Raw genomic sequence first — 24,527 nt, 5'->3', positions numbered from 1 at the left:
ATGCTGCTCGAAGTGAGCGATCTGCACGTGGAGTTCCACACCCGGGACGGCGTGGCGAAGGCGGTCAACGGGGTCAGCTACTCGGTCGACGCGGGCGAGACCCTGGCCGTGCTGGGCGAGTCCGGCTCCGGAAAGTCCGTCACCGCCCAGGCCGTCATGGGCATCCTCGACATCCCGCCGGGAAAGATCACCGGCGGCGAGATCCTCTTCCAGGGCCAGGACCTCCTGAAGCTCAAGGAGGAGGAGCGGCGCAAGGTCCGCGGCGCGAAGATGGCGATGATCTTCCAGGACGCGCTGTCCTCGCTCAACCCCGTCATCAGCGTCGGCGACCAGCTCGGCGAGATGTTCCAGGTCCACCACGGGATGTCCCGCAAGGACTCCCGGGCCAAGGCGGTCGAGCTCATGGACCGGGTCCGCATCCCGGCGGCCAAGGAACGGGTGGGGCAGTACCCGCACCAGTTCTCCGGCGGTATGCGCCAGCGCATCATGATCGCGATGGCGCTCGCCCTTGAGCCCGACCTGATCATCGCGGACGAGCCCACCACCGCCCTCGACGTCACCGTCCAGGCCCAGGTCATGGACCTGCTCGCCGAGCTCCAGCGCGAGCTCGACATGGGCCTCATCCTCATCACCCACGACCTCGGCGTCGTCGCCGACGTCGCCGACAGGATCGCCGTCATGTACGCGGGCCGGATCGTCGAGACCGCCCCCGTCCACGAGATCTACAAGGCGCCCGCCCACCCCTACACCCGGGGCCTGCTCGACTCGATCCCGCGCCTGGACCAGAAGGGCCAGGAGCTGTACGCGATCAAGGGCCTGCCTCCGAACCTGCTGGCCATCCCGCCCGGCTGCGCCTTCAACCCGCGCTGCCCGCTGGCCAGGGACGTGTGCCGGACGGACGAGCCGCCGTTGTACGAAGTCTCGGAGGAACGCCGCAGCGCGTGCCACTTCTGGCAGGAGGCCCTCCGTGGCTGAGCCGATTCTCCAGGTCCGCGACCTGTACAAGCACTACCCGCTGACCCGGGGCGTCCTCATCAAGAAGCACGTCGGAGCGGTCAAGGCCGTCGACGGCGTCGACTTCGACCTCACCGCGGGGGAGACCCTCGGCATCGTCGGCGAGTCCGGCTGCGGCAAGTCCACCGTCGCCAAGATGCTGGTCAACCTGGAGCGCCCGACCTCGGGGTCGATCCGCTACAAGGGCGAGGACATCACCAAGCTCTCCCCGAAGGCCCTGCGCGCGGTCCGCCGCAACATCCAGATGGTCTTCCAGGACCCGTACACCTCGCTCAACCCGCGGATGACGGTCGGCGACATCATCGGGGAGCCGTACGAGATCCATCCCGAGGTCGCCCCCAAGGGGGACCGGCGCCGGAAGGTCCAGGACCTCCTCGACGTGGTCGGCCTGAACCCGGAGTACATCAACCGCTATCCGCACCAGTTCTCCGGCGGCCAGCGCCAGCGCATCGGCATCGCCCGCGGCCTCGCGCTCCAGCCGGAGATCATCGTCGCGGACGAGCCGGTCTCGGCGCTCGACGTCTCCGTCCAGGCCCAGGTGGTGAACCTCCTGGCCAGGCTCCAGGACGAGTTCAGCCTCTCGTACGTCTTCATCGCCCACGACCTGTCGATCGTCCGGCACATCTCGGACCGCGTCGGCGTCATGTACCTCGGCCGGATCGTGGAGATCGGCACGGACGCGCAGATCTACGAGCACCCCACGCACCCCTACACCCAGGCGCTGCTGTCGGCCGTCCCGGTCCCGGACCCGGACGCGCGGGAGCACCGCGAGCGCATCATCCTCACCGGCGACGTGCCCTCCCCGGCCAACATCCCCTCGGGATGCCGCTTCCGCACCCGCTGCTGGAAGGCGCAGGAGCGCTGCGAGCTGGAGGTCCCGGAGCTGGCGGTCCCGGCGGTCTTCCGGCTGGCGGACAGCCCGGCGAAGCACGACTCCGCGTGCCACTTCGCGGAGGAGAAGCACGTGGTCCCGACGGACGACGAGTCGCGGTGACACGGTCCTCCCCGCCGGAGCAACCGTCACATTCGTTAACGAACAGGCAACTTGGCCGACCCGGATCCGATATACGAACGCGGCACGCTCGACAGCGTACGGCCGTGCGGGTGCCGTAGGCCGGCCGGGACGCACCACGTCGCCCCGGCCGGCCGACCCCCCTTCTCGGCCCGTTCGCCTCCGGGGCGCCTTGAGTCGGGCTCACAGCCCCGTACGTGCTCGCCCCCTCGTTCCTCGGGGGCTGCGCGCGCTCGGGCCTGTTCCCCCGCCGGCGCCCCCTCGGCTCACGCGCCATGCCGTCCGTTCATGCGGAACCGCTTGTTTCGGTGCGTGGGTAGCGGTGAGTATCGGCTTCGTGACAGTGACACGACCGGCACGTCTCACGGGCGCCGCGCTGTGCGGTGCGCTCGCGCTCGTCATCGTCGTCTGGCTCCTGCGGGACCTCGCGGCCTTCGGCTCTCCCGCCGAACTCGCCTGGTACTGGGCCGGGGAGCACGTCTTCCTGCTGCGCCGCCGGTCCGCCACCTCGCTGGTCGACCCGCTCCTCCTCGTCGCGTACGCCGTCACCGCCGTCGCCGCCCTGCGCTCCTCCCTCGCCGCGCCCGCGCTCGCCGCCACCGGGGGCGTCACGCTCGCTCTGCGGCTCCCCGGACTGTGGTCCACCGGCGTCGACGCCCTCGTCACGACCCTTCTCACGCTCGCCCTGGCCGCCGGGCTCGTCGTCACCGCCGCCGCCGGCCGCCGCCCCGCCGAGTCGCCGCACGAGACACCCGCCCGCCCCCGCAGGGGCCCCGCCGTCGGGGCCGGGGTCCTCTGCGCCGTGGCCGGGTTCGCCTGGGCCGCCTGGGAGGTGCGCTGGGCGAGGGAGCTCCCCGTGGAGGCGACCGTCGACCGGTTCACCGGCGGCCGCTCGCTCCTGCTGCCCGCGCTCGCGGTCCCCCCGGCCTGGCAGAACGTGATGCTCGGCGCGCTCTTCCTGGCCGCCGCGGGCAGCGCCTTCGCCCGCGCCGCGCACGCCCGTCCCCTTGGCCTGCTCGCCGGGCTGCTCATGGCCGGCTGGGGGCTCTCCGGGGTCGCCATCGCGTTACGGCTCGGCTGGGCCGAGCACTTCGCCGCGCTGGACGACGACGGCCGGCTCACCCTCGCCACCTCTGCCTACGCGCTGCTCGCCGGGGCCGCCGTGCTCGTCCTGCTCTCGCTGCGCGGCGCACCCCGCCCCGTGCCCCGCGAGCCGGTGGCCGCACTCCCACCGGCCCCGCCGCACCCCCGCCCGCCCGGCTGGTGAGCTACCGGTCAAGACCCAGCGCGCGCTTCAGGAAGTCCACCTGGAGCAGCAGCACGTTCTCCGCCACCTGCTCCTGCGGCGTCATATGCGTCACGCCCGTCAGCGGCAGCACCTCATGGGGCCGCCCCGCCGCGAGCAGCGCGGAGGAGAGCCGCAGCGTATGGGCCATCACCACATTGTCGTCGGCCAGACCGTGGATGATCATCATCGGCCGCGCGGGCTCCTCCGGCGCCGACAGGCCGTCGTCCGTGACCAGCGAGTTCGCCGCGTACACCTCCGGGCTCTCCTGCGGCGTCCCCAGATAGCGCTCGGTGTAGTGGGTGTCGTACAGCCGGAGGTCCGAGAGCGGGGCGCCCGCGACCGCCGCGTGGAAGACGTCCGGCCGTCGCAGCACCCCGAGCGCGGCGAGATAGCCGCCGTACGACCAGCCCCGGATCGCCACCCGCCCCAGGTCCAGCGGGAAGTCCTTCGCGAGCGCGTGCAGCGCCTCGATCTGGTCGTCGAGGGTCGGCGTCAGGTCGTTCTTGATCGCCTTCTCCCAGCCCGGCGACCGGCCCGGCGCCCCCCGCCCGTCCGCCACGATCACGGCGAAGCCCTGGTCGGCGAACCACTGGGACGTCAGATGAGGGTTGTGTGCGGCGACCACCCGCTGCCCGTGCGGACCGCCGTACGGATCCATCAGTACGGGAAGCGGCCCGTCCCCTTCCGTGTAACCCGACGGGAGCAGGACGGCGCACGGAATCCGCCGTGCGCCCCCTTCCACGAGCCGCACTCCCGCGGACAGCACCGGCGTCTCCGCGTACGAGGCGACCACCGCCACCTGGGCACCGTCCCGCAGCACCCGCGCCACGCTCCCCGGGGCGTCCGGCCGCGCCGAGACCAGCACCGTCACCGCCCCGCCCCGCACCGCCGAGTGGACCCCGGCACCCTCCGAGACCCGCTCCACCCCCCGCTCGGCGACCCGGTACACATGGATCTCCCCGGTCTCCGGCTCCGCCCGCTCCTCACCCGCCGAGGCCGACACCAGAACGTCGTCCTCCCCGACGTCCAGGACCGCCCGCAGGTGGAGCACCGCACTGGTGAGCGCCCGGTCCCCGACCGCGAGCACCCTGGCGCCCCCTTCGTCGGCGATCCGCACCAGCCGCCCGTCCGGCGTCCAGGCCGGCACCCCCGGCAGCAGCTCCAGCCACACCGGGTCCTCGTCCGCGTGCACCGTCCGCGTCGCCCCGGTCGCCGGGTCCACCGCCAGATACAGCTGGGTGCGCTGGTCACGAGCCTGTACGAGCAGCAGCGGAGCCCCGTCCGACGACCAGTGCACCCGCGCCAGGTAGGGATACCGCTCCCGGTCCCACTCGACCTCCGTACGCTCCCCGGCCAGATCCACCACGTACAGCCGGACCTCCGCGTTGGCCGTGCCCGCCGCCGGGTACGGCACCACCTGCGGCTCCCGGTCCGGGTGCGCGGGATCGGAGATCCACCACCGCCGCACGGCCCGGTCGTGCGCCCGCGCCACCAGCAGCCGGTCCGACTCCGGCGACCACCAGAAGCCGCGGGACCGGCCCATCTCCTCGGCGGCGACGAACTCCGCCAGCCCGTACGTCGTGTGCGCGTCCTCCGGCTCCGCGAGCGCCCGGTCGCCCTCCCCGTCAGCACCCGTCACCCGTAGCGAGCCGCCCGCCACATAGGCGACGTGCCGCCCGTCCGGCGACGGCCGCGGGTCGATCACCGGGCCCGGCGCCCTCAGCTCCCGCGCGGTCCCCGCCCGCAGCTCCGCCGTGAACAGCCGGCCCGAGAGCGCGAACGCCGCCAACTCCACGGCGCCGTCCACCGCGTACGTCACGATCCCGCCCGAACCCTCACGGCTCCGCTCCCGCCGCGCCCGCTCCTCCGCCGACAACTCCTCGGCCGCGCCCGCGAGGAGCGTCTCCGGGTCCGCCGCGAGCCGCTCCCGCGCCTCCCCGGCCAGGTCCAGCACCCACAGCGCGTGCGAGCGTTCCGTGCCGGACGACGAGCGCACGAACACCACCCGTTCACCGTCGGGGGAGACCGTGAACGCACGCGGAACGCCCAGGGTGAAGCGCTGGGTCCGGGCGTACTGACGCGGGAACGAGAGCGGGAACGACGGCAGTTGCGTGGAGGTCATGCGATCGAACCTAGCGGCGTGCGCCCCCTTGTGCCCCCGTACACCATCAATGCGGTGCCACACATAGTTATGATCCGTAGCGCTAGGTGGGTAGGGGACACCTGGCACATGCTCGCCGAACTGACCGTCCGAATATCCGACCGAAGAAGTGTGGAGGTGAACCGCCGTGGCACTCTCGATTTCGGCGGTGGTGCTGCTGGCGATCGTCGTCTTCCTGCTGATCCGGAAATCCGGGCTGAAGGCTGGACATGCGGCGGTCTGCGCGCTCCTGGGCTTCTACCTGGCGAGCTCGTCCATCGCCCCGTCCATCAGCCAGCTCACCACGAACGTGGCGGGCATGATCGGCGGCCTCAAGTTCTGAGCCCCGTGCTCGCCCGTGGCCCCGCCTCGTAGGGTGGGGCCATGACGGTTCTCCCAGCCCGTCGTCTGCTCCTGGTGCACGCGCACCCCGACGACGAGTCGATCAACAACGGCGCCACCATGGCCAGGTACGCGGCCGAGGGTGCCCAGGTCACGCTCGTGACCTGCACGCTCGGCGAGGAGGGCGAGGTCATCCCGCCCGGACTCGCCCACCTCGCACCCGACCGGGAGGACCGGCTCGGCGCCCACCGCGTCGGCGAGCTCGCCGACGCGATGAAGGAGCTGGGCGTCACCGACCACCGCTTCCTCGGCGGCCCCGGCCGCTTCCGTGACTCCGGAATGATGGGCGTCGAGCAGAACCGGCGCGCCAACGCCTTCTGGAACACGGACGTCGACACCGCCGCCGCGTACCTCGTCGAGATCGTCCGCGAGACCCGTCCCCAGGTCCTGGTCACCTACGACCCCGACGGCGGATACGGCCACCCCGACCACATCCAGGCCCACCGCGTCGCCATGCGCGCCGCCGAGCTGGCCGCCGACGCCGCGTACCGCCCGGACCTCGGCCCGGCGCACACGATCGCGAAGGTCTACTGGAACCGGGTGCCGCGACCCGTCGCCGAGGCCGCCTTCGGCCGGCTGCGCGCCGAGGGCGCCGGCTTCCCCGGCATCGCGGACATCGACGACGTACCGGGTGTCGTCGACGACTCCCTGATCACCACCCAGATCGACGGCGGCACCGTCTGGGCGGACCGCAAAGCCGCCGCGATGCGGGCCCATGCGACACAAATCGCCGTCGAGGGCCCCTTCTTCGCGCTCTCGAACGACCTCGGGCAGCCGATCCTCACCACGGAGTACTACCAGTTGGTGCGGGGTACGCCGGGCGCACCGGCCGGCGCGCGCGAGAACGACCTCTTCGCGGGCCTGGAGGCGGACGCGTGAACATCCGGATCGTCTGGTACGTCGTCCTCGCCGTCCTCGGGGCCCTCGTCGGCGTCGCGGGCTCGATCGCCCAACCCGCCTGGTTCCCCGGCGGCTTGGCCCTCGCCCTGCTCGCCACCGCCGCCGTCTTCTACGGCGGCCTGCGGGCCACCGACACCCAGCTCGGCATCGTGGCGCCGGGGGCGGCCTGGCTCGTCGCCGTCGTCTTCCTCAGCCTCGGACGCCCGGAGGGCGACGGGGTCTTCGGCGGCGGAGTCGGGGAGATGATCTATCTTCTCGGAGGCATGGGAATCGCTGTGATGTGCGCCACGGTGGGGCGGCTTCCCCGACCGGCCCCCTGAACAGGCCGACTTGAGGGGAGCTTCGGTGAAGAGCTGTCCCGACTTCGGCCGGAATGCCCCGTACTGGATCCCCTGCGATCGGGTGCGTTTCGGCGGCGGCCAGTATGGTGGTGCGCGCCGCCGAGCCGCCCGGGTATACGAGCACCAGCAAGAGCGGGCGGTGGAGCCAACCGGGAGAACCTGCTTTGAGTCGTGAAACTGGTCGAGAGACTGACAGTTCGTCCTCCGGCGCCCAGGGGCGCGGTGGAGCCGCGTACCCCTCGGGTACACCGCCGTACGGATCCCGTCAGTATCCGTCGCTCCACCCCACGCAGGACGGATCCGACGAGACGGCCGCCGCCGCGCCGCCGTCCTCTCCGCTGCCGGAGGAGCCGAAGACCGAGACCACGCTGACCACACGGATCCGGATCAACATCCCGGGTTCGCGGCCGATCCCGCCCGTCGTGGTCCGCAAGCCGGTCGGGGACGCCGCCTCGGAGCCCATGAAGGCCCCGGCCGCGGCGAAGGCACCCGCCCCCGCGCCGGAAGCCCCCGCCCCGCCGCCCGCTCCGGCCCCCGCGCCCGCTCCCGCCGAGCCCGAGGCGCCCCAGGCGGACGAGAAGCCGACCAGCGACTGGTTCGCCCCGCGCAAGGCGGGCCCGCCCGCCGCTCCGGCCACCCCCGCCGCGCCCGCCGCCCCGGCCGGGAAGTCGGGCCTCTCCGACCTGACCGAGACGCCGTCCGGCCCCGGCGCCCCCGGTGCTCCCGGCCCCCGCCCGTCCGGCCCCGGCCGCACGCCTCCCGCCGGGGTGCGGCCCCCGGCCCCCGGCGCGGGCCAGACCGCCGGTTTCGCCGGCCCCGCGACCGGCGGCATCCCCAGGGTCGGCGGCTCCTCGATCTCGGCCACCCCCGCGTCCGGTACGCCGATGTTCCTCGCGACCCCGCCCCAGGACGAGGCCGCCTACGGCCCCGGCGGCGCGCCGTACGCCCAGGGCGCCCCGCAGCCGCCGACCGGTCCGACCACGGGCCCGGTGACGGGCAGCAGCCCGGTGGGCTCGGGCCCGGTGACGGGCGGCAGCCCCATGGGTTCGGGCCCGCTCGGCGGCGACCCCTTCGCGGGCGCGCCGCGGATGTCCGACGACACCGCCGTCCTGACGCCACAGAGCCCCGTCCCCGTCACCCCGCCCCCCGGCCCCGGCGGTCATGTCTCCGGTGACACGCTCACCAGCGGCATTCCCGTCGTGCCCTCGGGCCCCGACCTCACGCCCCGCCTCCCGGACCGCGGCTTCTCGACCCCCGAGTTCGTCGGCGGCGCCCCGGCCCCGGCCGCCCCGCGCCCCGCGCCGTCCTCCTCGGGCGGCGGCTCCGCCCCGGCGAAGAAGGGCCGCTCGAAGCTGGTCCTCCTCGGTGTCGGCGTCTTCGGCCTGGCCGGTGTCGCCTACGGCGCCGGGCTGCTCCTCAACCACTCCGACGTCCCCAAGGGCACGACCGTCCTCGGCGTCGACATCGGCGGCGGTACGAAGGAGGAGGGCGTCAACAAGCTGGAGGCCGCCCTCGGCAAGCGCGCGCACGCGCCGCTGAAGCTCGACGTCGGCGGAAAGACGGTCGAGCTCGCCCCGGACAAGGCGGGTCTCTCCCTGGACAGCCAGGAGACCGTCCGCGCCGCCGCGGGCAGCGACTACAACCCCGTCTCCGTCATCGGCTCCCTCTTCGGAGGCGAGCGCGTCGCCGAGCCGAAGCTCCCGGTCGACGAGGAGAAGCTGGCCGTCGCCCTGACCGACGTCGCCGGCGCGTCCGGCTCGGCCACCGAGGGCACCGTCAAGTTCTCCCCCGGCAAGGTCACCGCCGTGGAGGGCAAGCCGGGCAAGGGCCTGGACGTCGGCCGCTCGATGATCTTCGTCAAGGACGCCTACCGCGCCCAGGTCGAGACCGGGCAGACGAAGGCCGTCGAACTCCCCGTCATCACCCGCCAGCCCACCATCACCAAGACGGAGCTGGACCGGGCCATGAAGGAGTTCGCCCGCCCCGCCATGTCCGACGTGATCGTGATCAAGGCGGGCGCGAAGGAGATCAAGTTCGGTCCCGCGCGGTCGCTCCCGCAGATCCTCTCCATGAAGGCCGTCAACGGCCGCCTGGTGGAGGTCTACGACAAGAAGGCGATCGACAGGCTCCTCGACGGCGTCTTCGACGGCATCATGATCACCAAGGGCGACGGCAAGAAGCACCAGGTCTCCGCCGACGACGTCGCCTTCGTCATGCGCGACGCCCTGCTGGGCAAGACCCCGGCCGAGCGGACGAAGACCATCGACCTCACCGGTCAGGGCTGACCGCCGCCGCACAGCCGACAGCGCACGGGCGCCCGTCCCGCCGGTCACGACCGGCGGGACGGGCGCCTTCCGCGTGTCAGTCCCTGCGGTACTGCGCCGGCGAGCTCTTCGTCGCCGGGTCCTCGTACGAGCCCGCCTGCCCGCGGTCCACGTGGAAGGTGGTCAGCGTGGAGACGGGGGACGCCGGGTCGCGGCGGTCCTCGACGACCCGCATGTGGGCGCTGAAGCGCTCCGGGGTGACCTCGTAGACGTCGTAGCCGTAGCGGTTCCCCTCGAAGTACTTCAGGTGCGGGTTGCCCGCCCCCATGACCGGCCCGTTCGTGGCGTTCCAGCTCGCCGAGTACGCCCCCGAGGTGACCGAGTGCGCCGTGAACTCCGTACCGATCACCGGCGAGGTGACGTCGTCGAAGTCGGGCCGGATGTCGTCGACGAACGCCGAGTGCCAGTCGCCCGTGACGACGACCAGGTCCTCCATGCCGGAGCTGTGCACATGGCCGAGGACCTCCTTGCGCTCGGCGAGGAAGCCGTCCCACTGGTCGGTGAACATGAACGATCCTCCGGGACGGCTCCGCAGCTGGCTGAGCATGATCGAGTTGGCCCAGACGTGCCAGGAGTCCGGGGCCCGGTCGATGGTCCGCTTCAGCCAGGTCTTCTGGCCGGCGCCGAGGATCGTGCCGTCGGAGAGGTTCTGCGCCGAGCGGTACGACCGCAGGTCGAGGACGGTCAGCTCCAACAGGTCGCCCCAGCGGCGGACCCGGTGGATCTCGGGGTCCGGCAGCGCGGCCGAGGTCCCGGCGCCGCCGTCGCGGTGCGGCATGTTCTCGTACCAGGCCTGGTACGCGGCCGCCCGCCGCTGCATGAACGGCGCGCCCCCGCCCGTACCGGAGTAGTCGTTGGCGACCTCGTGGTCGTCCCACGTCAGGAACCAGGGGTGGGCCGCGTGCGCCTCGCGCAGGGAGGCGTCGCCCTTGTAGAGCGCGTGACGGCGGCGGTAGTCGGCGACCGTGAAGATCCCGGGGCCCTCGTGGTCGCGGACGTGGTCGGCGGGGACTCCGCCGACCTGACCGTGCTCGTAGATGTAGTCGCCGAGGTGGACGACGAAGTCGACGTTCTCGCGGGCGATGCCCCGGTGGGCCGCGTAGAAGCCGTCGTGGAAGGCCTGGCAGTTGGCGGCGGCGAAGCGGACCGAGGAGACCCGGCCGACGGGGGCGGTCTTCGTGCGGCCGACACGGCTGCGCCTGCCCAGCGCCGTGAAGGCGTACCAGTAGCGGGTGTTCGGGCGCAGCCCCGACACGGGCACGTGCACGCTGTGACCGAGCGTCGCGGAGGCGGGCGCGGTGCCGCGTGCGACGACCCGCCGCAGCCGGGGGTCGGCGGCGACGACCCAGTCGACCTCCACGATCTCGGGCAGCTTCTGCTCGGCGGCCAGCGGCTCGGGCGCGAGCCGGGTCCACAGCAGGACGCTGCTCGGCTGCGGGTCCCCGGAGGCGACGCCGAGGGTGAACGGCGCCGGGTCGTAGTCGGCGCCGAGCGCCTGCGCGGCCTCCAGGGCCTGCGCGGGCGACAGCCCGGCGGCCAGCGGCCAGACGAGGTTCAGGGCGCCCGCGGCCCCGGCGGCCTTGAGCAGATCGCGGCGGTTGAGCCTGGTCACTTGCGTCCCCCCGTGGTGTGCAGCGTGAGCGATATCGCGTCGGCGTAACCGTCGTTGGACGTCCCGCCGCCGCTGCGGGTGAAGACGAGCAGCACCCGCGCGGTGCGTGCGCCGGGCGGCACCGTGGCGGTCGCGGTGCGCTCCAGGAGCGCGGTACGGGAGAGCCGCTCGGCGGCCGTCACCGGGCCGAGCACGGACAGGGCGACCGGGGTGCCCTCGGCGTCCCGGAACTCCACGGACAGCCGTGCGCCGTCCTCCTGCGTCGCGTAGCCGCCCAGCCAGCCGGCGAGCGTGTAGCGCACCCGCCCGGCGTCCACGGCCCGCCGCCCGGTGGCGCCGCGCGTGGGCAGGAGGATGTCCTGGACGAGAGCGGTACGGGGGCTGTCGCCGCCGGAGAAGAACCGGCTGCCCCGGTCGGCGGGACCGGGGTCGGCGGGCCCGGGATAGCCGTTGCCCAGGCTGTACGCGATGAGCGCGGGCGCTCCTTCGGGCACCTTCCAGCCGGTCACCTCGGTGACGGGCTCGGCGGACCCGCCTGGCCCGCTCTCCGCGTCGCCGTTGACTACGAGATTCACTCGCCCTCCTCGATCAAGCGCTTTCGATGGCGCGTGCATCGCAGCAGTCGGGAGTGAACCGGTGAAGACGGGCCGGAGAACAGCGGCTCCGAGCTGTACAGACACCTACCGGGTAGCGCGTTAGAGACCGTCCCGGAGGGCGGCGCGGGCCAGGGCCGGGCCGACGGTGGCGGGGGAAGGGCACTCCAGCGGGCTCGTCGGTTCACTGCGGCCGCAGGGCCCGCAGACGTCCTCGTCGGCCGACGGCCGGAAGAGATACGGCTGTACGTGTCGCCCGCTCTCGCACTCGCGGAGGTTGGCGACCCGGGGCGGTGGGGGCGGCGGGGCGACCGGAGGTACCTCGCGGAGGATGTACCGCAGCAGGCCGCCCGGGCGGTGGATGGGACTGCCCCGGCCCGGCAGGCAACGGGCGATGGAGTCCCGTACGGCTTCGGCCATGTGCCCCGCCTCCAGCCAACGGGCCGCGAGGCGCGCCAACTCGGGGAGCATGGCGCGCGGCACGCGCAGCCGGGGGTCGAGGGCGAGCAGGCCGTCCACGAGGCGCCGGGCCTCGGGAACGTCGAGGTCGTCGGCGGGTCCGGGAGCGTCGAAGACGCCGGGATCGGCCTCACGGCCCCCGGGCGGGGGAGGGTTGGAGGTGTTCTCCCCGCATGTCGCGTCTGGATGACGGCCGACGGCCCGACCGGTCGGCTCACCGGCGGCCGGACGGGTGTCCGTCGGAGGCCCGGACCGCAGGGCGGCCGCCTCGGCGGCACTCAGCGGCACGTTGGAGACGAGCTGCCGGGTGGCCCACCACCCTCTGGGCCCCTGCTCGCGCCACTCGTGCAGATAGCCGGCGACCTTCAACTGCCCCTTGGCGCGCAGAAAGGCGACCTTGCGGATGCCCGCTCGTTCGGCGGTCTTGGAGAGCGACTCGTTGACGCCGTCGGGGAGGGAGAGCTGCCAGCACAGGAGCCGTACGGCGTCGGAATGGAGATCGGGGTGACGAAGGATCTCGTGGGGGATCTGAGAGAAGCGCCCAGCGGGCGCGTTAGCATGACGAAGCATTCCGGGTGCTCTCCTGAGGCACTCGAAGTGAAGGCCCTCGGTGCTGGCTGCAACCAGCTCGGGGGCCGCTTTTGTGCTCACCGTACCGCAAACCCCGTGTCCGTCTGATCACTCGATGTGACGAAGCAGCGGGGGCACCGGCAGGGCGGGAAGCGCAGAACCGATTCGAGCGGCACCTCTCCCCGCCGGGGCGTGTATGTCCTGGTGGCGGACCAGGTCCGCCCACCGTCGCGCGAGACGCGCAGCCGCATCACCACTCGCCGCCGTACCGCTGCCGCTTCGCGCGCAGCCACTCCTGGATCTCCCGCGTCTCGCGGGGCGAGGCGGGCCGGAGGTCGTCGGCGCGGATCGTGGCCACGAAGTGCGTGAACCGCACGCGCCGGTGGATCCCGTCCACGCCGATGACCTTGCCGGGTCCGTAGACGTCGGTTCCGGTGTGGGCGACGAAGGCGCCGGGACCGTGGGGGGTTTGCATTGCTCGCGAGCCCTTTCGCTCTGTGTGTTGTTCCAGTCACACAGTGGCGTGGATCACGTTACGCTCGACAGGGGTTCGCTTGTGACAACGCGACCAGCACGTCGGGGAGTTGGTCATGGCAATCGAGGACAATCCGGAGTCACGCCGAAAATACGGTGAAGAGCTCAAACGCCGAAGAGAAGCGGCGGGCCTCACCCAGGAGCGCCTGAGCGAACTGACGATCATCTCGCGGACGCACCTGGCGCACATGGAGGCGGGCCGCCGGCGGCCGGACGTGGCGGACGCGCGCGGCTTGACCAGGTGCTGAATGCGGAGGGCTTCTTCGAACGGTTCCTGCCGACGCTGGACGGCAGGGCGGTGGCGGAGCACTTCGCGGAGGCGCTGGAGTTCGAGGGCCAGGCTGTCGTGATTCGGGAGTACGCCCCGAAGTTGGTTCCGGGCATCCTCCAGACGGAGGCGTACGCGCGGGCGGTGCTCGGTTCCGGCCATCCGCCGAAGAGCGACAGCGCACGTGACAAGCTCCTTGTCACAAGGCTGGAGCGGGCCCGCATCCTGGAGAACTTCGACTCGCCTGTGGTGTGGGTGCTCTTGGACGAGGCCGTCCTGAGGCAACACATAGGCGGCCCGGCGGTGATGTGCGAACAGCTCCGTCACATCGCGAGGCTGGGGGAGAGTCGCCGTATCCGCGTGCACGTCCTCCCCTTCACGGTCGGCGCGCATGCCATGTTGGAGGGCTTCGTCTCGCTGATGTGGTTCTTGGACCTCCCCCCAATCGCGTACGTCGAAGGCCTGAAGTCCGGCCGTGTCTGGGAGACTCCGTCCGTGGTCCGGGAGTGTCAGGAGGTCTACGATCATGCCCTGGGCGACGCGCTGTCCCATCGCGAGTCGCTTGCTCTGATCGGGTCCGTCGCGGAGGAATACGAGCATGCAGCACGCACCGACAAGCATCCCTGACGCCTCGGTCCTCCCTGCCTGGCGGAAGTCGTCCTACAGCGGCGGCAGCAGCGGTGAGTGCCTCGAAGTCAGCGACGCCTGGCGCAAGTCCTCCTACAGCGGTGGCGAGAGCGGCGCATGCCTCGAAGTCAACGACGCCGCCTGCCCCGCCCACGTCCCCGTCCGGGACAGCAAGAACCCCACCGGGCCCGCCCTCCTCTTCCCCTCTCCCGCCTGGGCGTCGTTCGTCGGCGCGGTCAAGGGCGGAGGGCTTCGCTGACCCGCCTGCGACGCAGGGTCATCCGGTCGGCGTCTCCGACACCGCGGTCTTGGCGATCGCCCTCGCCTCGGACTCGCACGAGCCGTCCGGGTGCCGCTCGCCGCTGAGTGAGACCCACACCACGAGGTTGCCGTCGCGGACGTTCAGCGAGCACTCCCTGGCCTCGCTGGACGGGTCCCAGTAGGCCTCGTCACCGAAGTCGAGCGTGGTGTCCCGGAGGCCGGGTGGGGCCGCGTCGCGGTCGAAGTCCCGGTTCTGGCGTGTCGCCGCGTTCTCGTTCGCGCCCGCGCTGTGCCGCACGGTCCATCGGACGATCGCGTGCGGAGCGGCCGCCCAGTTCGCCACCGGGTCCTCGTCGTACCAGCGGCAGTCGGTCACCCTGACCGGGTCGTTCCAGACGTGGTTGTCCCGCTGGGGGTACCGGGGCGGCAGCGGCAGAGCCGGGGCCGCGTCCGCGCAGAGGGGTGCCTTCGTGTACTTGTCGGGTGGGCCATTGCTGCCTTCCCGGAGCAGCAGATACGTACCGACTCCGGCGCCTGCCAAGGCGAGCGCGCCCGCGGTGACCAGGGCGACGAGCCTGCCGCCCCTTCTCGCGGAGTGCGCGGGCGCGGGCGGGGGATCCTGAGCGGTCGCCGTCACGGTCTCGGCGGCATGGGCGGGCTCGGGCTGAGGCTCCGGCTCACGGGGTGGCGGCACCGATGTGCGTTCCTCGTTGTCACCTCCACCCAGCAGGACGTCCAGGCGGCCCCTCTGGTCGGCGATCAGGCGGTGGACCGCCGGGGGCCACGGGCGGGTGGCGGGGGTGACCGGGCCCAGCAGGCCCCGGAGTTCGGCCGGGGTGGGGCGGGCCGTCGGGTCCTTGGCGAGGCACCGGGCCACCACCGTGCGCAGGCTGTCCGGGACCCCGCTGAGGTCGGGCTCGGCGTGGACGACGTTGGAGAGCGTGCTGAACGTCGAGCCGGCGGCGAACGGCGCGTGGCCGGTCGCCGCGAAGGTGAGGACGGAGCCGAGCGAGAACACGTCGCCGGCCGGGGTGAGTTCCTTGCTCTCCGCCTGCTCGGGCGACATGAACGGGGGCGAGCCGATCACCCAGCCGGTCTGGGTCAGCGCCGTCGCTCCCACCGGCTCCGCCGCCCGGGCGATGCCGAAGTCGATCACGCGGACGCCGTCCTCGGCGAGCAGGACGTTCTCCGGTTTGAGGTCGCGGTGGATGAGGTCCGCCCGGTGGATCTCGTCCAGTGCCGTCACCAGACCCAGCGCCAGTCGGCGTACCGTCTCGGCGGGCAGCGGACCGGCGGCCGTCACGGCCGCGCCCAGGGAGGGGCCGGCCACGAAGACCGAGGCCAGCCAGGGGAGCTCCGCGTCCGCGTCGGCGTCCATCACGGCGGCCGTGTAGGCGCCCGAGACCTTGCGCGAGGCGGCGACCTCGCGCCGGAACCGGCTCCGGAAACCGTCCTCGGCGGCGAACCGGTGGTGCACCTGCTTCACCGCCGCGAGACGGCCGTCAGGGGCGGCGCCCAGGAACACGCGCCCCATGCCGCCGCTGCCGAGCTCGGTGAGCAGACGGTACGGCCCGGCCTCCGTCGGCATGGATGCGTCGAGCGGTCTCATCCCGGGCCCCCTCGGATCTCCCCTGAATGCACAAGATCCTAGGGCTGCCGGTCCTCGCGAGGAGGGCTTCTAGGCGCTTTCGGGGCCGTCGAGAAAGCGCAGCAGTACGTCTGCCTCCTCGCGGAGCCGCGCAGCCCGGTCGGCGTGGGCGGGCGCGGTCAACTGCTCGGCGGCCTCCAGACGTTCGGCGGCCTCGGCGCGTACGACTTCCCTCACGGTGTGCTCGCTCAGCTCACGGCGTGCGGCTTCGGTGGCGCCGACACCGGCGGGCGACGCCTCAAGGGCCGTGCCGCGGAGCTGGGCCTCGGTCGCGGGGACCGCCTCGGCGTTGTCCAGCGCGGCGAGCGTCGAGCGCAGGGCGCTCACCGCGGCCTTGTCGCGGGCGCGCATCGCTTCGGGCAGTGCGTGACGCATACGGAGACGTACAGACATGCGGGTGACCCTATGCGGGCGCCCGGGGCTCCACAACGCGTTCTGCCCGTGGCGCCCCGGCCGCTCTCCCCCCGCGCCGGGGACACCGAGGCCGACGTCGGTCAGACGCCCGTCCGGCCGTCGAGCAGCTCACGCACGATGTCGAGGTGGCCGTTGTGGCGGGACGTCTCCTCGATGAGGTGGAGGACGATCCAGCGGAGGTCCGGGTTGCGGCCGTCCCTGAAGGTGCGGCTCGCCCTGGTGTCCAGGTCGTGCTCGGAGAGCAGCACGCGGAACCGGTCGCTCTGCTCCTCGTACTCCCGGAGAAGGCGGGAGAGCGGGATGTCGAGCGCCTGGCGCATCTCCGGGTCGGGGTCCTCCTCGGTCGGAAGGGGACCCGAGGGCTCCTCGCCGAGGAACACCTCCCGGAACCAGTAGTGCTCGACCCAGCGGAGATGGCTGATCAGGCCGCACATCGTCATCAGGGGCGAGGTCGGGAGCGGCGCCTTGCGGGCGTCCTCCTCGGAGAGTCCCTCGCACTTGGCCCGTGCCGCGTCGCGCGCGTAGTCGAGGAAGGTGGACAGCTGCGTGCGCTCGTCCCAGGAGGGAGGCGTATCGGTTCGTCGTGTCATCGCGGGCAGCGTCCCGTAGCCCCGACGCGGTGTCCAGCGAAATACGGGCCGCGGCGGCCGACCCCGGCGGGCCGCCACGCCGGGCACAGGACACGGGCTAGTTCAGCAGCGCCCGTGCCGCCTGTGCCCGGTTGCGGATCGAGGCCGCCGCGCTCGGTTCGACCACGTCGACCACCGAGGCGTACGCCTCCATCTCCGCCGCCCCCGCCAGGAACTCGCCCCGCTGCACCAGCAGCTCCGCGTGCTCGTAGCGCAGCCGGGCCGGGTGGGAGGGGAGCAGCAGGGACAGCTCCACCGCCCACAGCGCCACACTGGAGCACTCCGGGCGGGGTGAGGCCCAGGCGCGGATGTTGTTCAGGATCCGCATGACGATGTCCAGCGGGTCCGCCGGGCGCAGCATCGACGGTTCGAGGGGCCCGCCCGTCGCACCCGCGACCAGCAGCTCCGCGTCCATGCCCGTCATCGGCCGGCCGCCCGCGAAGGGGTCCGCGAAGACCTGGGCCGACGGGTCGCCGAAGCCCACCACGAAGTGCCCCGGCAGGCCGAGGCCGTACACCGGCGCCCCCGCCCTGCGGGCGACCTCCATCCACACCACGGAGAGGAGGATCGGCAGGCCGCGCCTGCGCCCGAGGACCTCGTGCAGCAGCGAGGACTCCAGCCGCTGGTAGTCGGCCGGGACGCCCTGGAAGTCATACCGGCCGCCGAGCAGCCGGGCCAGCGCGGCCACCCAGTCGTCCGGGTCGCGCAGACCGTACGGCAGCTCACCGGCCAGCCGGTCCAGCTCGATCTCCGCCGCGTCCAGGTCCGCCGGTGTCACCGCGTCGTCCGCGACCGCCCCGATCAGGAGGCAGAGCCGCGCGAGGTCGGGGCGCCGCGAACGGGCCTCCTCCGCGAACTCCCGCCGCCAGTCGGTCACGCCGGTCACCTCGCTCACGCCTCCGCCGCCCGATAGTGGTGATAGTGGTGATGGACCGCGAAGCCCATCCCCTCGTACAGCGCCCGTGCCGCCTCGTTCTCGGTCTCCACCTGCAGCCAGGCCGCCGACGCGCCCTCGTCGAGGGCCCGCCGCGCGAGCGCCGTCATGACGCTCGTGGCCAGCCCCTGCCGCCGGTACGCGGGGTCGACCTCCACGGCCATGAATCCGGCCCAGCGGCCGTCGACCACACACCGCCCGATCGCCGCCGGTATGTCTCCCGTGCCCGGTACGGATGCGAACCACACACTCGGGCCGTTGGACAGGACGGTCAGCACATGGGGTCCGACCACACCGGACCGGTTGTAGCGACGTAGCCACGCTTCGTCCACACTCCGCGCGAGCCGGACGCGCGACACGTCCGCGTCCAGGTCCGCGACCGGTGCCAGCCCCCCGATCCGTACCTGCGCCGTGACCTCCGACCGCCAGCCGTGCCGTTCGAGGTCCGCGCAGAGGAGCTCCTGCGTGCCCTCGGCGCCGGTCGCCGTCTGGACGTAGGCGGGGAGGTCCCGCTCCGCGTACCAGTCGCGCACCCGCGCGAGCGCCTCGCCGAGCGGCAGCCCGGGGTCGCCGAGCGGCAGCACCGAATTGGCCCGCCGGGTGAATCCGGCGGCCGCGCGCAGCGTCCACCCGCCCAGGGCCTCGCTCTCCACCGGCTGCCACCCGCGCGCCATCGCCCGGGCCAGCTCCTCGAAGGAGGCCGCGGGGCCGCGCCTGCGGGCCGGGGCGGCGGGCACGACCTTGCCCGCGACCAGCGCGGATTCCGCGATGCGGACGGCTTCACCGGTCCGGCGTGTGATCAAGAGCACACCGCTGTCCCATGATGTGAGCACGCCGACCGCGTCCGTGAACTTCCCGCCCGGGTCGCCTCCGACCGTCACATACCGAACTGAGACACGTTTTCCCACGTCAGCACGGGTAATACGCACCTCAAGGCGACCTCCTGCGGTGAATTCCACAGCTTCTCCGCCCCTCCTGTTCGGATCGTCCCCAAGAACGGAGATACTAGGGGCGGGCATCGACGACGCCGCGCTCCCGCGCAGACCAGCCCTACCGAGGAGGAACGACAGCGTGACCTACGTCATCGCGCAGCCTTGTGTCGACGTCAAGGACAAGGCATGCATCGAGGAGTGCCCCGTCGACTGCATCTACGAGGGCTCCCGGTCCTTGTACATCCACCCGGACGAATGCGTCGACTGTGGTGCTTGTGAGCCGGTCTGCCCGGTCGAGGCCATCTTCTACGAGGACGACACCCCGGAGGAGTGGAAGGACTACTACAAGGCGAACGTCGAGTTCTTCGACGAGCTCGGTTCGCCCGGTGGTGCCTCCAAGCTCGGCCTGATCGAGCGAGACCACCCCTTCATCGCCGCTCTGCCGCCGCAGAACGGCTGATCCACCGCCCTCGGTCCCGTACGGCCTCGCCCGCTGTACGGGACCGACGCGTTTCCCCGTACGTACGACGAAGTGAGCCAACTCGTGAGCGCAGTCTCGGGCGCAGTCTCCTCGCGCCTGCCCGTCTTCCCCTGGGACAAGCTGGAGCCGTACAAGAAGACGGCGGTGGCCCACCCGGACGGCATCGTGGACCTCTCCGTGGGCACGCCGGTCGACCCCGTGCCGGAGCTGATCCAGCGCGCACTGGTCGCGGCGGCCGACTCGCCGGGGTATCCCACGGTCTGGGGCACGACCGAGCTGCGGGACGCGCTCACCGGCTGGTGCGAGCGGCGACTCGGCGCGGTCGGCCTCACCCACAGGAACGTGCTGCCGGTCGTCGGCTCCAAGGAGCTGGTGGCCTGGCTGCCGACCCAGCTGGGTCTCGGCGCCGGGGACCAGGTCGCCTACCCGCGCCTCGCCTACCCGACGTACGAGGTCGGCGCGCGGCTCTGCGGCGCGGAGCCCGTCGTCTACGACGACCCGACCACCGACCTCGACCCGGCCCGGGTCAGGCTGCTGTGGCTCAACTCGCCCTCCAACCCGACGGGCAAGGTCCTCGGCAAGGACGAGCTGACCCGGATCGTCGCCTGGGCGCGCGAGCACGGCATCCTCGTCTTCTCCGACGAGTGCTACCTGGAGCTGGGCTGGGAGGCCGACCCGGTCTCCGTGCTGCACCCGGACGTGTCCGGCGGTACGTACGAGGGGATCGTCGTCGTCCACTCGCTCTCCAAGCGCTCCAACCTGGCCGGCTACCGCGCCGCGTTCGTCGCGGGCGACGCGGACGTCCTCGGAGAGCTGCTCCAGATCCGCAAGCACGGCGGCATGATGACGGCCGCCCCGGTGCAGGCCGCCACGGTCGCCGCCCTGGGCGACGACGCGCACGTGGCCGAGCAGCGAGAGCGGTACGCGGCCCGGCGCTCGGCGCTGCGGACGGCGCTGGAGGCGCACGGCTTCCGGATCGAGCACAGCGAGGCGAGCCTCTACCTGTGGGCGACCCGGGACGAGCCGTGCTGGGACACGGTGGCGTACCTGGCCGAGAAGGGCATCCTGGTCGCGCCCGGCGACTTCTACGGGACGGCGGGGGAGCGGTTCGTCCGGGTGGCCTTCACCGCCACCGACGAGCGCGTCGAGGCGGCCGTCAAGCGCCTGGGCTGAACGCCGTACGCGACGGGGTCGTGCGCGAGGGGTTCGTGCGCGACGGGTTCGTACGCAACGGGAGAGGGCCCGGGGAGCATCGCGCTCCCCGGGCCCTCTCCCGTACCGGTCCGGGAGGACCGGAGGGGTCAGCCGCCGAGCGGCAGGCCGCCCAGCGACGGCACGCCGCCGCCGCCGGTGGGCAGGGCCTGGCCGAGGCCGCCCGCGGACGGGGCGCTCTCGGTGGCCGCGCCGGCGGTCTCGCCGAGCACCTCGCCCGCGCTGCCCGCGGTGTCGCCCGCGACCTTCTGCGCGGCCGGGGTGGCGGTCCTGCCCGCCTCGCCCACGGTCTTGCCGGCGGCCGGAACGGCCTTGCCGACGGCCTTGCTACCGGTGTCGCCGACGACACCGGTAGCGGTCTGCGAGGCGCCGTCGACGGCGTTGCCGACACCTGCGGTGTCGAGCGAGCTGACGCCGGAGAGGGCGCCGGTCGGCGCGAGGTTGTGGTCCATGGCGCTCGCGGAGCCGGCCGCACCGACCACGGGGGCTGCTCCGGCCGCGACGAGAAGGGCGGCGCGGGCGATCCGACGGGTCAGGGGGAGGGACATGGTGCTCCTTCGACGGAGAGGACGTTCTGTCACCGTGACAACCGAGGCGGGGGAGGGGGAGGTTGCGGCGGTCGAAGGTAAAGGCTGCGCAATGCATCGCATTATCGGGTGGGAGGAAAGCGGACGAACGCGCCGAAGATCCAACCGCTGCGGAACCGTCACTTCCCTTGCGGGGCAAGGGGAGTGACGGGTGAGGACGGAGGGGTTGCCGGTGGGCGTCGGCGAATACCCGGTCGGGCGACACCCCGCACGCCCGTCCGGTCGCCGGTCGAGGGCGGGAGCGGGTTCGCGACGCCGACGGGCGGGCGGACGGCGCAGGTCGCGCCGACGGGGGAGGCCGTGGCGAGCCCGGCTCGCCGGGCGAGGCGCACGCCCGTCCGGTCCGCCGGGCAAGGCGCCGCCGGGCTGTCCGGCTATCGGGCGGGGCGCCGCCGGGCGTGTCCGGCTACCGGGCGAGGCGGATGCGGACCGTTCCCTTGCCGGCGGCGTCCGCCGTCCTCGTCCACGTGCCCGAGGTGTCGGCCGCACGCCAGACCTTGTCCGCGTACGCCACCTCCACGATCCGCAGATCGTCCGCGCGGGCGACCGCCCAGTGCGCGAGCTCCCAGCCGCGCTGCGCGTCGGAACCCGTGGTCGCGAGGACCGGCACGGAGACCACGGCGGGGGAGGAGCCCACGTTCGTCCGCGCGCTGCCGCCGGCCGTCGTCCTGGGGGCGGCCTTCTCGCCGAAGGCCCGTACCAGCTCGGCCCGCACCTTCGCCGGATCGCCCGCCACACCGTCCTGCGCCGGGCTCGTCGTGCAGCGCAGGGCGGCGGCCGAGCGGCCGGTCAGCGCGGCCGAGAGGAGCGCCGCGTCCGGCTCGTGCTTCGCGTACGCCTGCGGGAAACCGCTGCGCTGCACCTTCTGCGCCGCCACGGTCAGCGGGAGCCGCGAATAGCCCGGAACCTTCGCGAGACCTTCGTAGAACCTGCCCGAGGAGTACACCGGGTCCATGATCTGCTCCGGCGTCCCCCAGCCCATGGACGGGCGCTGCTGGAACAGCCCGAGGGAGTCCCGGTCGCCGTGCCGGATGTTGCGCAGCGCCGACTCCTGGAGCGCAGTCGCCAGAGCGATCGTGACCGCCCGCTCCGGCATCCGGCGCGTGGTGCCCACGGCGGAGATCGTCGCGGCGTTGGACGCCTGCTCCAGGGTGAATTCGTATGTGTTCTCGCCACTGCCCACCGTGCACCGCGGGGCGCCCTTGGAGCCCGTCAGGTGGTGCACGGCCACATAGGCGATCAGGCCGCAGAGCACGGCGAAGGCCGCCGTGTACCTGGCGAGACGGCCTGAGCGGCGGGTGCGGGGGGTACGGGTGGGCTCGGACACGGGGCCCACCGTACTGGAGGCCGGGTTAGGGTCGGCACATGGCTGACAATGCTCCCCTCGACCTCACGCTGGACGGACCCGCGCTCACCGCCGCGCTCGTCGACTTCCCCTCGGTCAGCGGGACCGAGAAGCCCCTCGCCGACGCGATCGAGCTCGCCCTGCGCGCCCTCCCGCACCTCACCGTCGACCGGTACGGCAACAACGTCGTCGCCCGCACCCGGCTCGGCCACGGGGAGCGCGTGATCCTCGCCGGGCACATCGACACCGTGCCGATCGCGGGCAACGTGCCGTCGCGCCTCGACGAGAACGGCATCCTGTGGGGCTGCGGCACCTCCGACATGAAGTCGGGAGTCGCCGTCCAGCTCCGGATCGCCGCCACCGTCCCCGAGCCCAACCGCGACCTCACCTTCGTCTTCTACGACCAGGAGGAGGTCGCCGCCCACCTCAACGGCCTCGGGAAGGTCGCCGAGGCCCACCCGGACTGGCTCGAGGGCGACTTCGCGATCCTCCTCGAAGGATCGAACGCCGAGGTCGAGGGCGGCTGCCAGGGCACACTCCGCGTACTCCTGCACACGCAGGGCGAGCGCGCCCACTCCGCGCGCTCCTGGATGGGCTCCAACGCCATCCACTCCGCGGCCCCGATCCTCGCCCGCCTCGCCGCGTACGAGCCGCGCAAGCCGGTCATCGACGGCCTGGAGTACCACGAGGGTCTCAACGCGGTACGGATCGAGGGCGGCGTCGCCAACAACGTCATCCCGGACGCCTGCACCGTCGTCGTCAACTACCGCTACGCCCCCGACCTCACCCCTGAGGCGGCCGAGGCGCACGTCCGCGAGGTCTTCGCCGACTGCGGCGTCACCGAGTTCGTCGTCGACGACCACAGCGGAGGCGCCCTGCCCGGCCTCTCCCACCCGGCCGCCGAGGCGTTCATGAAGGCGGTCGGCGGCACGGCCCACCCCAAGTTCGGCTGGACCGACGTGGCCCGTTTCAGCGCCCTCGGCGTTCCCGCCGTCAACTACGGCCCCGGCGACCCGATCTACGCGCACAAGGTGGACGAGCACGTCGTCGTGGAGCGGATCGTCCAGTGCGAGACACGTCTCCGCGACTGGCTCACCGCGTGACAACCGGAATTCTGCTTTTTGTCACGTCTGTGGACCTACCCTGACCGAATCAGAAGATCAGTGGATCGGCGGAGGGAGCAGGCCATGGGTATCCCCGAGGGAGCGTCGAAGCCGGAGGAGCAGCGGCTGGGACCGGTGTTGAGGCGCCGGGATCAGGTCCAGCCGGGCACCACCGATCAGCGTCTGCTGGACACCGAGGGCGACTCGGAGTGGGTGCACACCGACCCCTGGCGGGTCATGCGCATCCAGTCCGAGTTCGTCGAGGGCTTCGGAGCGCTCGCCGAACTGCCGAGCGCGATCAGCGTCTTCGGCTCCGCCCGCACGAAGCCGGACTCGCCGGAGTACGAAGCGGGCGTGCGGCTCGGCCACGCGCTGGTCGAGGCCGGGTTCGCGGTGATCACGGGCGGCGGCCCCGGCGCGATGGAGGCGGCCAACAAGGGCGCGCGGGAGGCCCAGGGGATCTCGGTCGGCCTGGGCATCGAGCTCCCCTTCGAGCAGGGGCTCAACCCGCACGTCGACATCGGGGTGAACTTCCGCTACTTCTTCGTCAGGAAGACGATGTTCGTGAAGTACGCCCAGGGGTTCGTCGTCCTGCCGGGTGGACTCGGCACCCTCGACGAGCTCTTCGAGGCGCTCACCCTGGTCCAGACGCGCAAGGTGACCCGCTTCCCGATCGTGCTCTTCGGCACGGAGTACTGGAAGGGCCTCGTCGACTGGCTCCGCGACTCGGTGGTGGCGGGCGGCAAGGCCTCGGAGCGGGACCTCCTGCTCTTCCACGTGACGGACGACGTGGACGAGGCGGTCGCCCTGGTGACGAAGGAGACGGCCGCCCGGTAGGCGGACCGGGGTGCCGGGCGCGGGCCGCCCGGCACCCGCACCCGCGCCCGGGCGTGCGCC

At 72.6% G+C, this 24,527-nt stretch carries 26 protein-coding genes; 14 read left to right on the top strand and 12 right to left on the bottom strand.

Going from position 1 to position 24,527, the window contains the following annotated elements:
- The 3 genes from M5362_RS20290 (at position 1) to M5362_RS20280 (ending at position 3,293) form a co-directional block, all read left to right on the top strand.
- The gene (locus tag M5362_RS20290) at positions 1–975 is read left to right on the top strand and encodes an ABC transporter ATP-binding protein (RefSeq protein ID WP_260229056.1); all 975 of its coding nucleotides are present in this window, start codon (positions 1–3) and stop codon (positions 973–975) included.
- Positions 968–2,008, top strand: a complete 1,041-nt coding sequence (locus M5362_RS20285; protein ID WP_260229055.1) for an ABC transporter ATP-binding protein — start codon at positions 968–970, stop codon at positions 2,006–2,008. Before M5362_RS20290 ends, M5362_RS20285 begins: the two co-directional genes overlap by 8 nt.
- A gap of 355 nt (positions 2,009–2,363) precedes the next feature.
- Positions 2,364–3,293, top strand: coding sequence for a hypothetical protein (locus M5362_RS20280; protein WP_260229053.1), 930 nt, complete (start codon positions 2,364–2,366; stop codon positions 3,291–3,293).
- Between the two features lies 1 nt (position 3,294).
- Here M5362_RS20280 and M5362_RS20275 read toward each other — a convergent pair whose 3' ends face one another.
- A complete protein-coding gene (locus M5362_RS20275; RefSeq protein WP_260229052.1) occupies positions 3,295–5,436 on the bottom strand; it encodes a S9 family peptidase in 2,142 nt (713 codons plus the stop codon).
- Positions 5,437–5,602: 166 nt separating this feature from the next.
- Between M5362_RS20275 and M5362_RS20270 the strand changes: the two genes are divergently transcribed.
- From M5362_RS20270 to M5362_RS20255, 4 genes are all read left to right on the top strand, one after another.
- Positions 5,603–5,797 (top strand): hypothetical protein, encoded by a 195-nt coding sequence (locus M5362_RS20270; RefSeq protein ID WP_260229051.1) that lies wholly within the window; start codon positions 5,603–5,605, stop codon positions 5,795–5,797.
- 41 nt (positions 5,798–5,838) lie between these two features.
- On the top strand, positions 5,839–6,735 hold the full coding sequence (mshB, locus tag M5362_RS20265) for an N-acetyl-1-D-myo-inositol-2-amino-2-deoxy-alpha-D-glucopyranoside deacetylase (protein ID WP_260229050.1): 897 nt from the start codon (positions 5,839–5,841) through the stop codon (positions 6,733–6,735).
- Positions 6,732–7,076: a DUF6113 family protein gene (locus tag M5362_RS20260; protein ID WP_260229049.1), complete on the top strand. Its 345-nt coding sequence runs from the start codon at positions 6,732–6,734 to the stop codon at positions 7,074–7,076. The genes mshB and M5362_RS20260 overlap by 4 nt, the downstream gene beginning before the upstream one ends.
- Before the next feature lie 482 nt (positions 7,077–7,558).
- Positions 7,559–9,382, top strand: a complete 1,824-nt coding sequence (locus tag M5362_RS20255) for a hypothetical protein (RefSeq protein WP_261366240.1) — start codon at positions 7,559–7,561, stop codon at positions 9,380–9,382.
- A 76-nt stretch (positions 9,383–9,458) separates the two neighbouring features.
- On the opposite strand, the gene M5362_RS20250 is transcribed toward M5362_RS20255, so the two are convergent.
- The 4 genes from M5362_RS20250 to M5362_RS20235 all read right to left on the bottom strand — a co-directional run bounded on the left by M5362_RS20250 (position 9,459) and on the right by M5362_RS20235 (position 13,130).
- On the bottom strand, positions 9,459–11,033 hold the full coding sequence (locus tag M5362_RS20250) for an alkaline phosphatase (protein WP_260229047.1): 1,575 nt from the start codon (positions 11,031–11,033) through the stop codon (positions 9,459–9,461).
- Positions 11,030–11,608, bottom strand: a complete 579-nt coding sequence (locus M5362_RS20245) for a phosphoesterase (protein WP_260229046.1) — start codon at positions 11,606–11,608, stop codon at positions 11,030–11,032. Before M5362_RS20245 ends, M5362_RS20250 begins: the two co-directional genes overlap by 4 nt.
- Before the next feature lie 120 nt (positions 11,609–11,728).
- Positions 11,729–12,655 carry a hypothetical protein gene (locus M5362_RS20240; RefSeq protein WP_260229045.1) on the bottom strand — a complete coding sequence of 309 codons (927 nt, stop codon included), beginning with the start codon at positions 12,653–12,655 and terminating at the stop codon, positions 11,729–11,731.
- Between the two features lie 250 nt (positions 12,656–12,905).
- Positions 12,906–13,130: a hypothetical protein gene (locus M5362_RS20235; RefSeq protein WP_260229044.1), complete on the bottom strand. Its 225-nt coding sequence runs from the start codon at positions 13,128–13,130 to the stop codon at positions 12,906–12,908.
- 115 nt (positions 13,131–13,245) lie between these two features.
- Between M5362_RS20235 and M5362_RS33185 the strand changes: the two genes are divergently transcribed.
- Genes M5362_RS33185 through M5362_RS20225 form a run of 3 tightly spaced genes read left to right on the top strand, consistent with a single transcriptional unit; the run spans position 13,246 to position 14,343 of the window.
- A complete protein-coding gene (locus M5362_RS33185; RefSeq protein ID WP_308354890.1) occupies positions 13,246–13,437 on the top strand; it encodes a helix-turn-helix transcriptional regulator in 192 nt (63 codons plus the stop codon).
- Complete coding sequence (locus M5362_RS20230) at positions 13,431–14,084, top strand: DUF5753 domain-containing protein (RefSeq protein ID WP_308354889.1); 654 nt, start codon at positions 13,431–13,433, stop codon at positions 14,082–14,084. Before M5362_RS33185 ends, M5362_RS20230 begins: the two co-directional genes overlap by 7 nt.
- Positions 14,056–14,343, top strand: a complete 288-nt coding sequence (locus M5362_RS20225; protein ID WP_260229043.1) for a DUF397 domain-containing protein — start codon at positions 14,056–14,058, stop codon at positions 14,341–14,343. The genes M5362_RS20230 and M5362_RS20225 overlap by 29 nt, the downstream gene beginning before the upstream one ends.
- 18 nt (positions 14,344–14,361) lie before the next feature.
- Here the strand turns inward: M5362_RS20225 and M5362_RS20220 are convergent, their stop codons facing one another.
- The 5 genes from M5362_RS20220 to M5362_RS20200 all read right to left on the bottom strand — a co-directional run bounded on the left by M5362_RS20220 (position 14,362) and on the right by M5362_RS20200 (position 18,929).
- The gene (locus M5362_RS20220) at positions 14,362–15,954 is read right to left on the bottom strand and encodes a serine/threonine-protein kinase (RefSeq protein ID WP_260229042.1); all 1,593 of its coding nucleotides are present in this window, start codon (positions 15,952–15,954) and stop codon (positions 14,362–14,364) included.
- A 69-nt stretch (positions 15,955–16,023) separates the two neighbouring features.
- Positions 16,024–16,344 (bottom strand): hypothetical protein, encoded by a 321-nt coding sequence (locus M5362_RS20215; protein ID WP_260229249.1) that lies wholly within the window; start codon positions 16,342–16,344, stop codon positions 16,024–16,026.
- Positions 16,345–16,487: 143 nt separating this feature from the next.
- Complete coding sequence (locus M5362_RS20210) at positions 16,488–16,997, bottom strand: DinB family protein (protein ID WP_260229041.1); 510 nt, start codon at positions 16,995–16,997, stop codon at positions 16,488–16,490.
- Between the two features lie 97 nt (positions 16,998–17,094).
- Positions 17,095–17,931, bottom strand: coding sequence for a transglutaminase-like domain-containing protein (locus tag M5362_RS20205; protein ID WP_260229040.1), 837 nt, complete (start codon positions 17,929–17,931; stop codon positions 17,095–17,097).
- On the bottom strand, positions 17,928–18,929 hold the full coding sequence (locus M5362_RS20200) for a GNAT family N-acetyltransferase (protein WP_260229039.1): 1,002 nt from the start codon (positions 18,927–18,929) through the stop codon (positions 17,928–17,930). Before M5362_RS20200 ends, M5362_RS20205 begins: the two co-directional genes overlap by 4 nt.
- A 112-nt stretch (positions 18,930–19,041) precedes the next feature.
- Between M5362_RS20200 and fdxA the strand changes: the two genes are divergently transcribed.
- Both fdxA and M5362_RS20190 read left to right on the top strand, forming a co-directional pair.
- Positions 19,042–19,362: a ferredoxin gene (fdxA, locus tag M5362_RS20195; protein ID WP_003985062.1), complete on the top strand. Its 321-nt coding sequence runs from the start codon at positions 19,042–19,044 to the stop codon at positions 19,360–19,362.
- Between the two features lie 84 nt (positions 19,363–19,446).
- Positions 19,447–20,556, top strand: a complete 1,110-nt coding sequence (locus tag M5362_RS20190; RefSeq protein WP_260229038.1) for a bifunctional succinyldiaminopimelate transaminase/glutamate-prephenate aminotransferase — start codon at positions 19,447–19,449, stop codon at positions 20,554–20,556.
- Positions 20,557–20,684: 128 nt separating this feature from the next.
- Here M5362_RS20190 and M5362_RS20185 read toward each other — a convergent pair whose 3' ends face one another.
- Entirely contained in the window at positions 20,685–21,143 is a 459-nt protein-coding gene (locus tag M5362_RS20185; protein ID WP_260229037.1) for an ATP-binding protein, read from the bottom strand.
- 445 nt (positions 21,144–21,588) lie between these two features.
- Positions 21,589–22,509: a hypothetical protein gene (locus M5362_RS20180; protein ID WP_260229036.1), complete on the bottom strand. Its 921-nt coding sequence runs from the start codon at positions 22,507–22,509 to the stop codon at positions 21,589–21,591.
- 38 nt (positions 22,510–22,547) lie between these two features.
- On the opposite strand from M5362_RS20180, the gene dapE reads away from it, so the two are divergent.
- Entirely contained in the window at positions 22,548–23,630 is a 1,083-nt protein-coding gene (gene dapE / locus M5362_RS20175) for a succinyl-diaminopimelate desuccinylase (protein ID WP_260229035.1), read from the top strand.
- A gap of 84 nt (positions 23,631–23,714) precedes the next feature.
- Positions 23,715–24,467, top strand: coding sequence for a TIGR00730 family Rossman fold protein (locus M5362_RS20170; RefSeq protein ID WP_260229034.1), 753 nt, complete (start codon positions 23,715–23,717; stop codon positions 24,465–24,467).
- The last annotated feature ends 60 nt before the right edge of the window (positions 24,468–24,527 follow it).

This window comes from Streptomyces sp. Je 1-79 (genome assembly GCF_025195125.1).
GTDB lineage: Bacteria > Actinomycetota > Actinomycetes > Streptomycetales > Streptomycetaceae > Streptomyces.
This window is presented reverse-complemented; position numbering and strand designations above follow the sequence as displayed.

Coding starts and splice junctions, on each gene's coding strand:
- M5362_RS20290 (WP_260229056.1), top strand. CDS start 1: ATGCTGCTCGAAGTGAGCGATCTGCACGTGGAGTTCCACACCCGGGAC.
- M5362_RS20275 (WP_260229052.1), bottom strand. CDS start 5,436: ATGACCTCCACGCAACTGCCGTCGTTCCCGCTCTCGTTCCCGCGTCAG.
- mshB (WP_260229050.1), top strand. CDS start 5,839: ATGACGGTTCTCCCAGCCCGTCGTCTGCTCCTGGTGCACGCGCACCCC.
- M5362_RS20255 (WP_261366240.1), top strand. CDS start 7,559: ATGAAGGCCCCGGCCGCGGCGAAGGCACCCGCCCCCGCGCCGGAAGCC.
- M5362_RS20240 (WP_260229045.1), bottom strand. CDS start 12,655: ATGCTTCGTCATGCTAACGCGCCCGCTGGGCGCTTCTCTCAGATCCCC.
- M5362_RS20235 (WP_260229044.1), bottom strand. CDS start 13,130: ATGCAAACCCCCCACGGTCCCGGCGCCTTCGTCGCCCACACCGGAACC.
- M5362_RS33185 (WP_308354890.1), top strand. CDS start 13,246: ATGGCAATCGAGGACAATCCGGAGTCACGCCGAAAATACGGTGAAGAG.
- M5362_RS20225 (WP_260229043.1), top strand. CDS start 14,056: ATGCAGCACGCACCGACAAGCATCCCTGACGCCTCGGTCCTCCCTGCC.
- M5362_RS20220 (WP_260229042.1), bottom strand. CDS start 15,954: ATGAGACCGCTCGACGCATCCATGCCGACGGAGGCCGGGCCGTACCGT.
- M5362_RS20215 (WP_260229249.1), bottom strand. CDS start 16,344: ATGCGCGCCCGCGACAAGGCCGCGGTGAGCGCCCTGCGCTCGACGCTC.
- M5362_RS20210 (WP_260229041.1), bottom strand. CDS start 16,997: ATGACACGACGAACCGATACGCCTCCCTCCTGGGACGAGCGCACGCAG.
- M5362_RS20185 (WP_260229037.1), bottom strand. CDS start 21,143: ATGTCCCTCCCCCTGACCCGTCGGATCGCCCGCGCCGCCCTTCTCGTC.
- dapE (WP_260229035.1), top strand. CDS start 22,548: ATGGCTGACAATGCTCCCCTCGACCTCACGCTGGACGGACCCGCGCTC.
- M5362_RS20170 (WP_260229034.1), top strand. CDS start 23,715: ATGGGTATCCCCGAGGGAGCGTCGAAGCCGGAGGAGCAGCGGCTGGGA.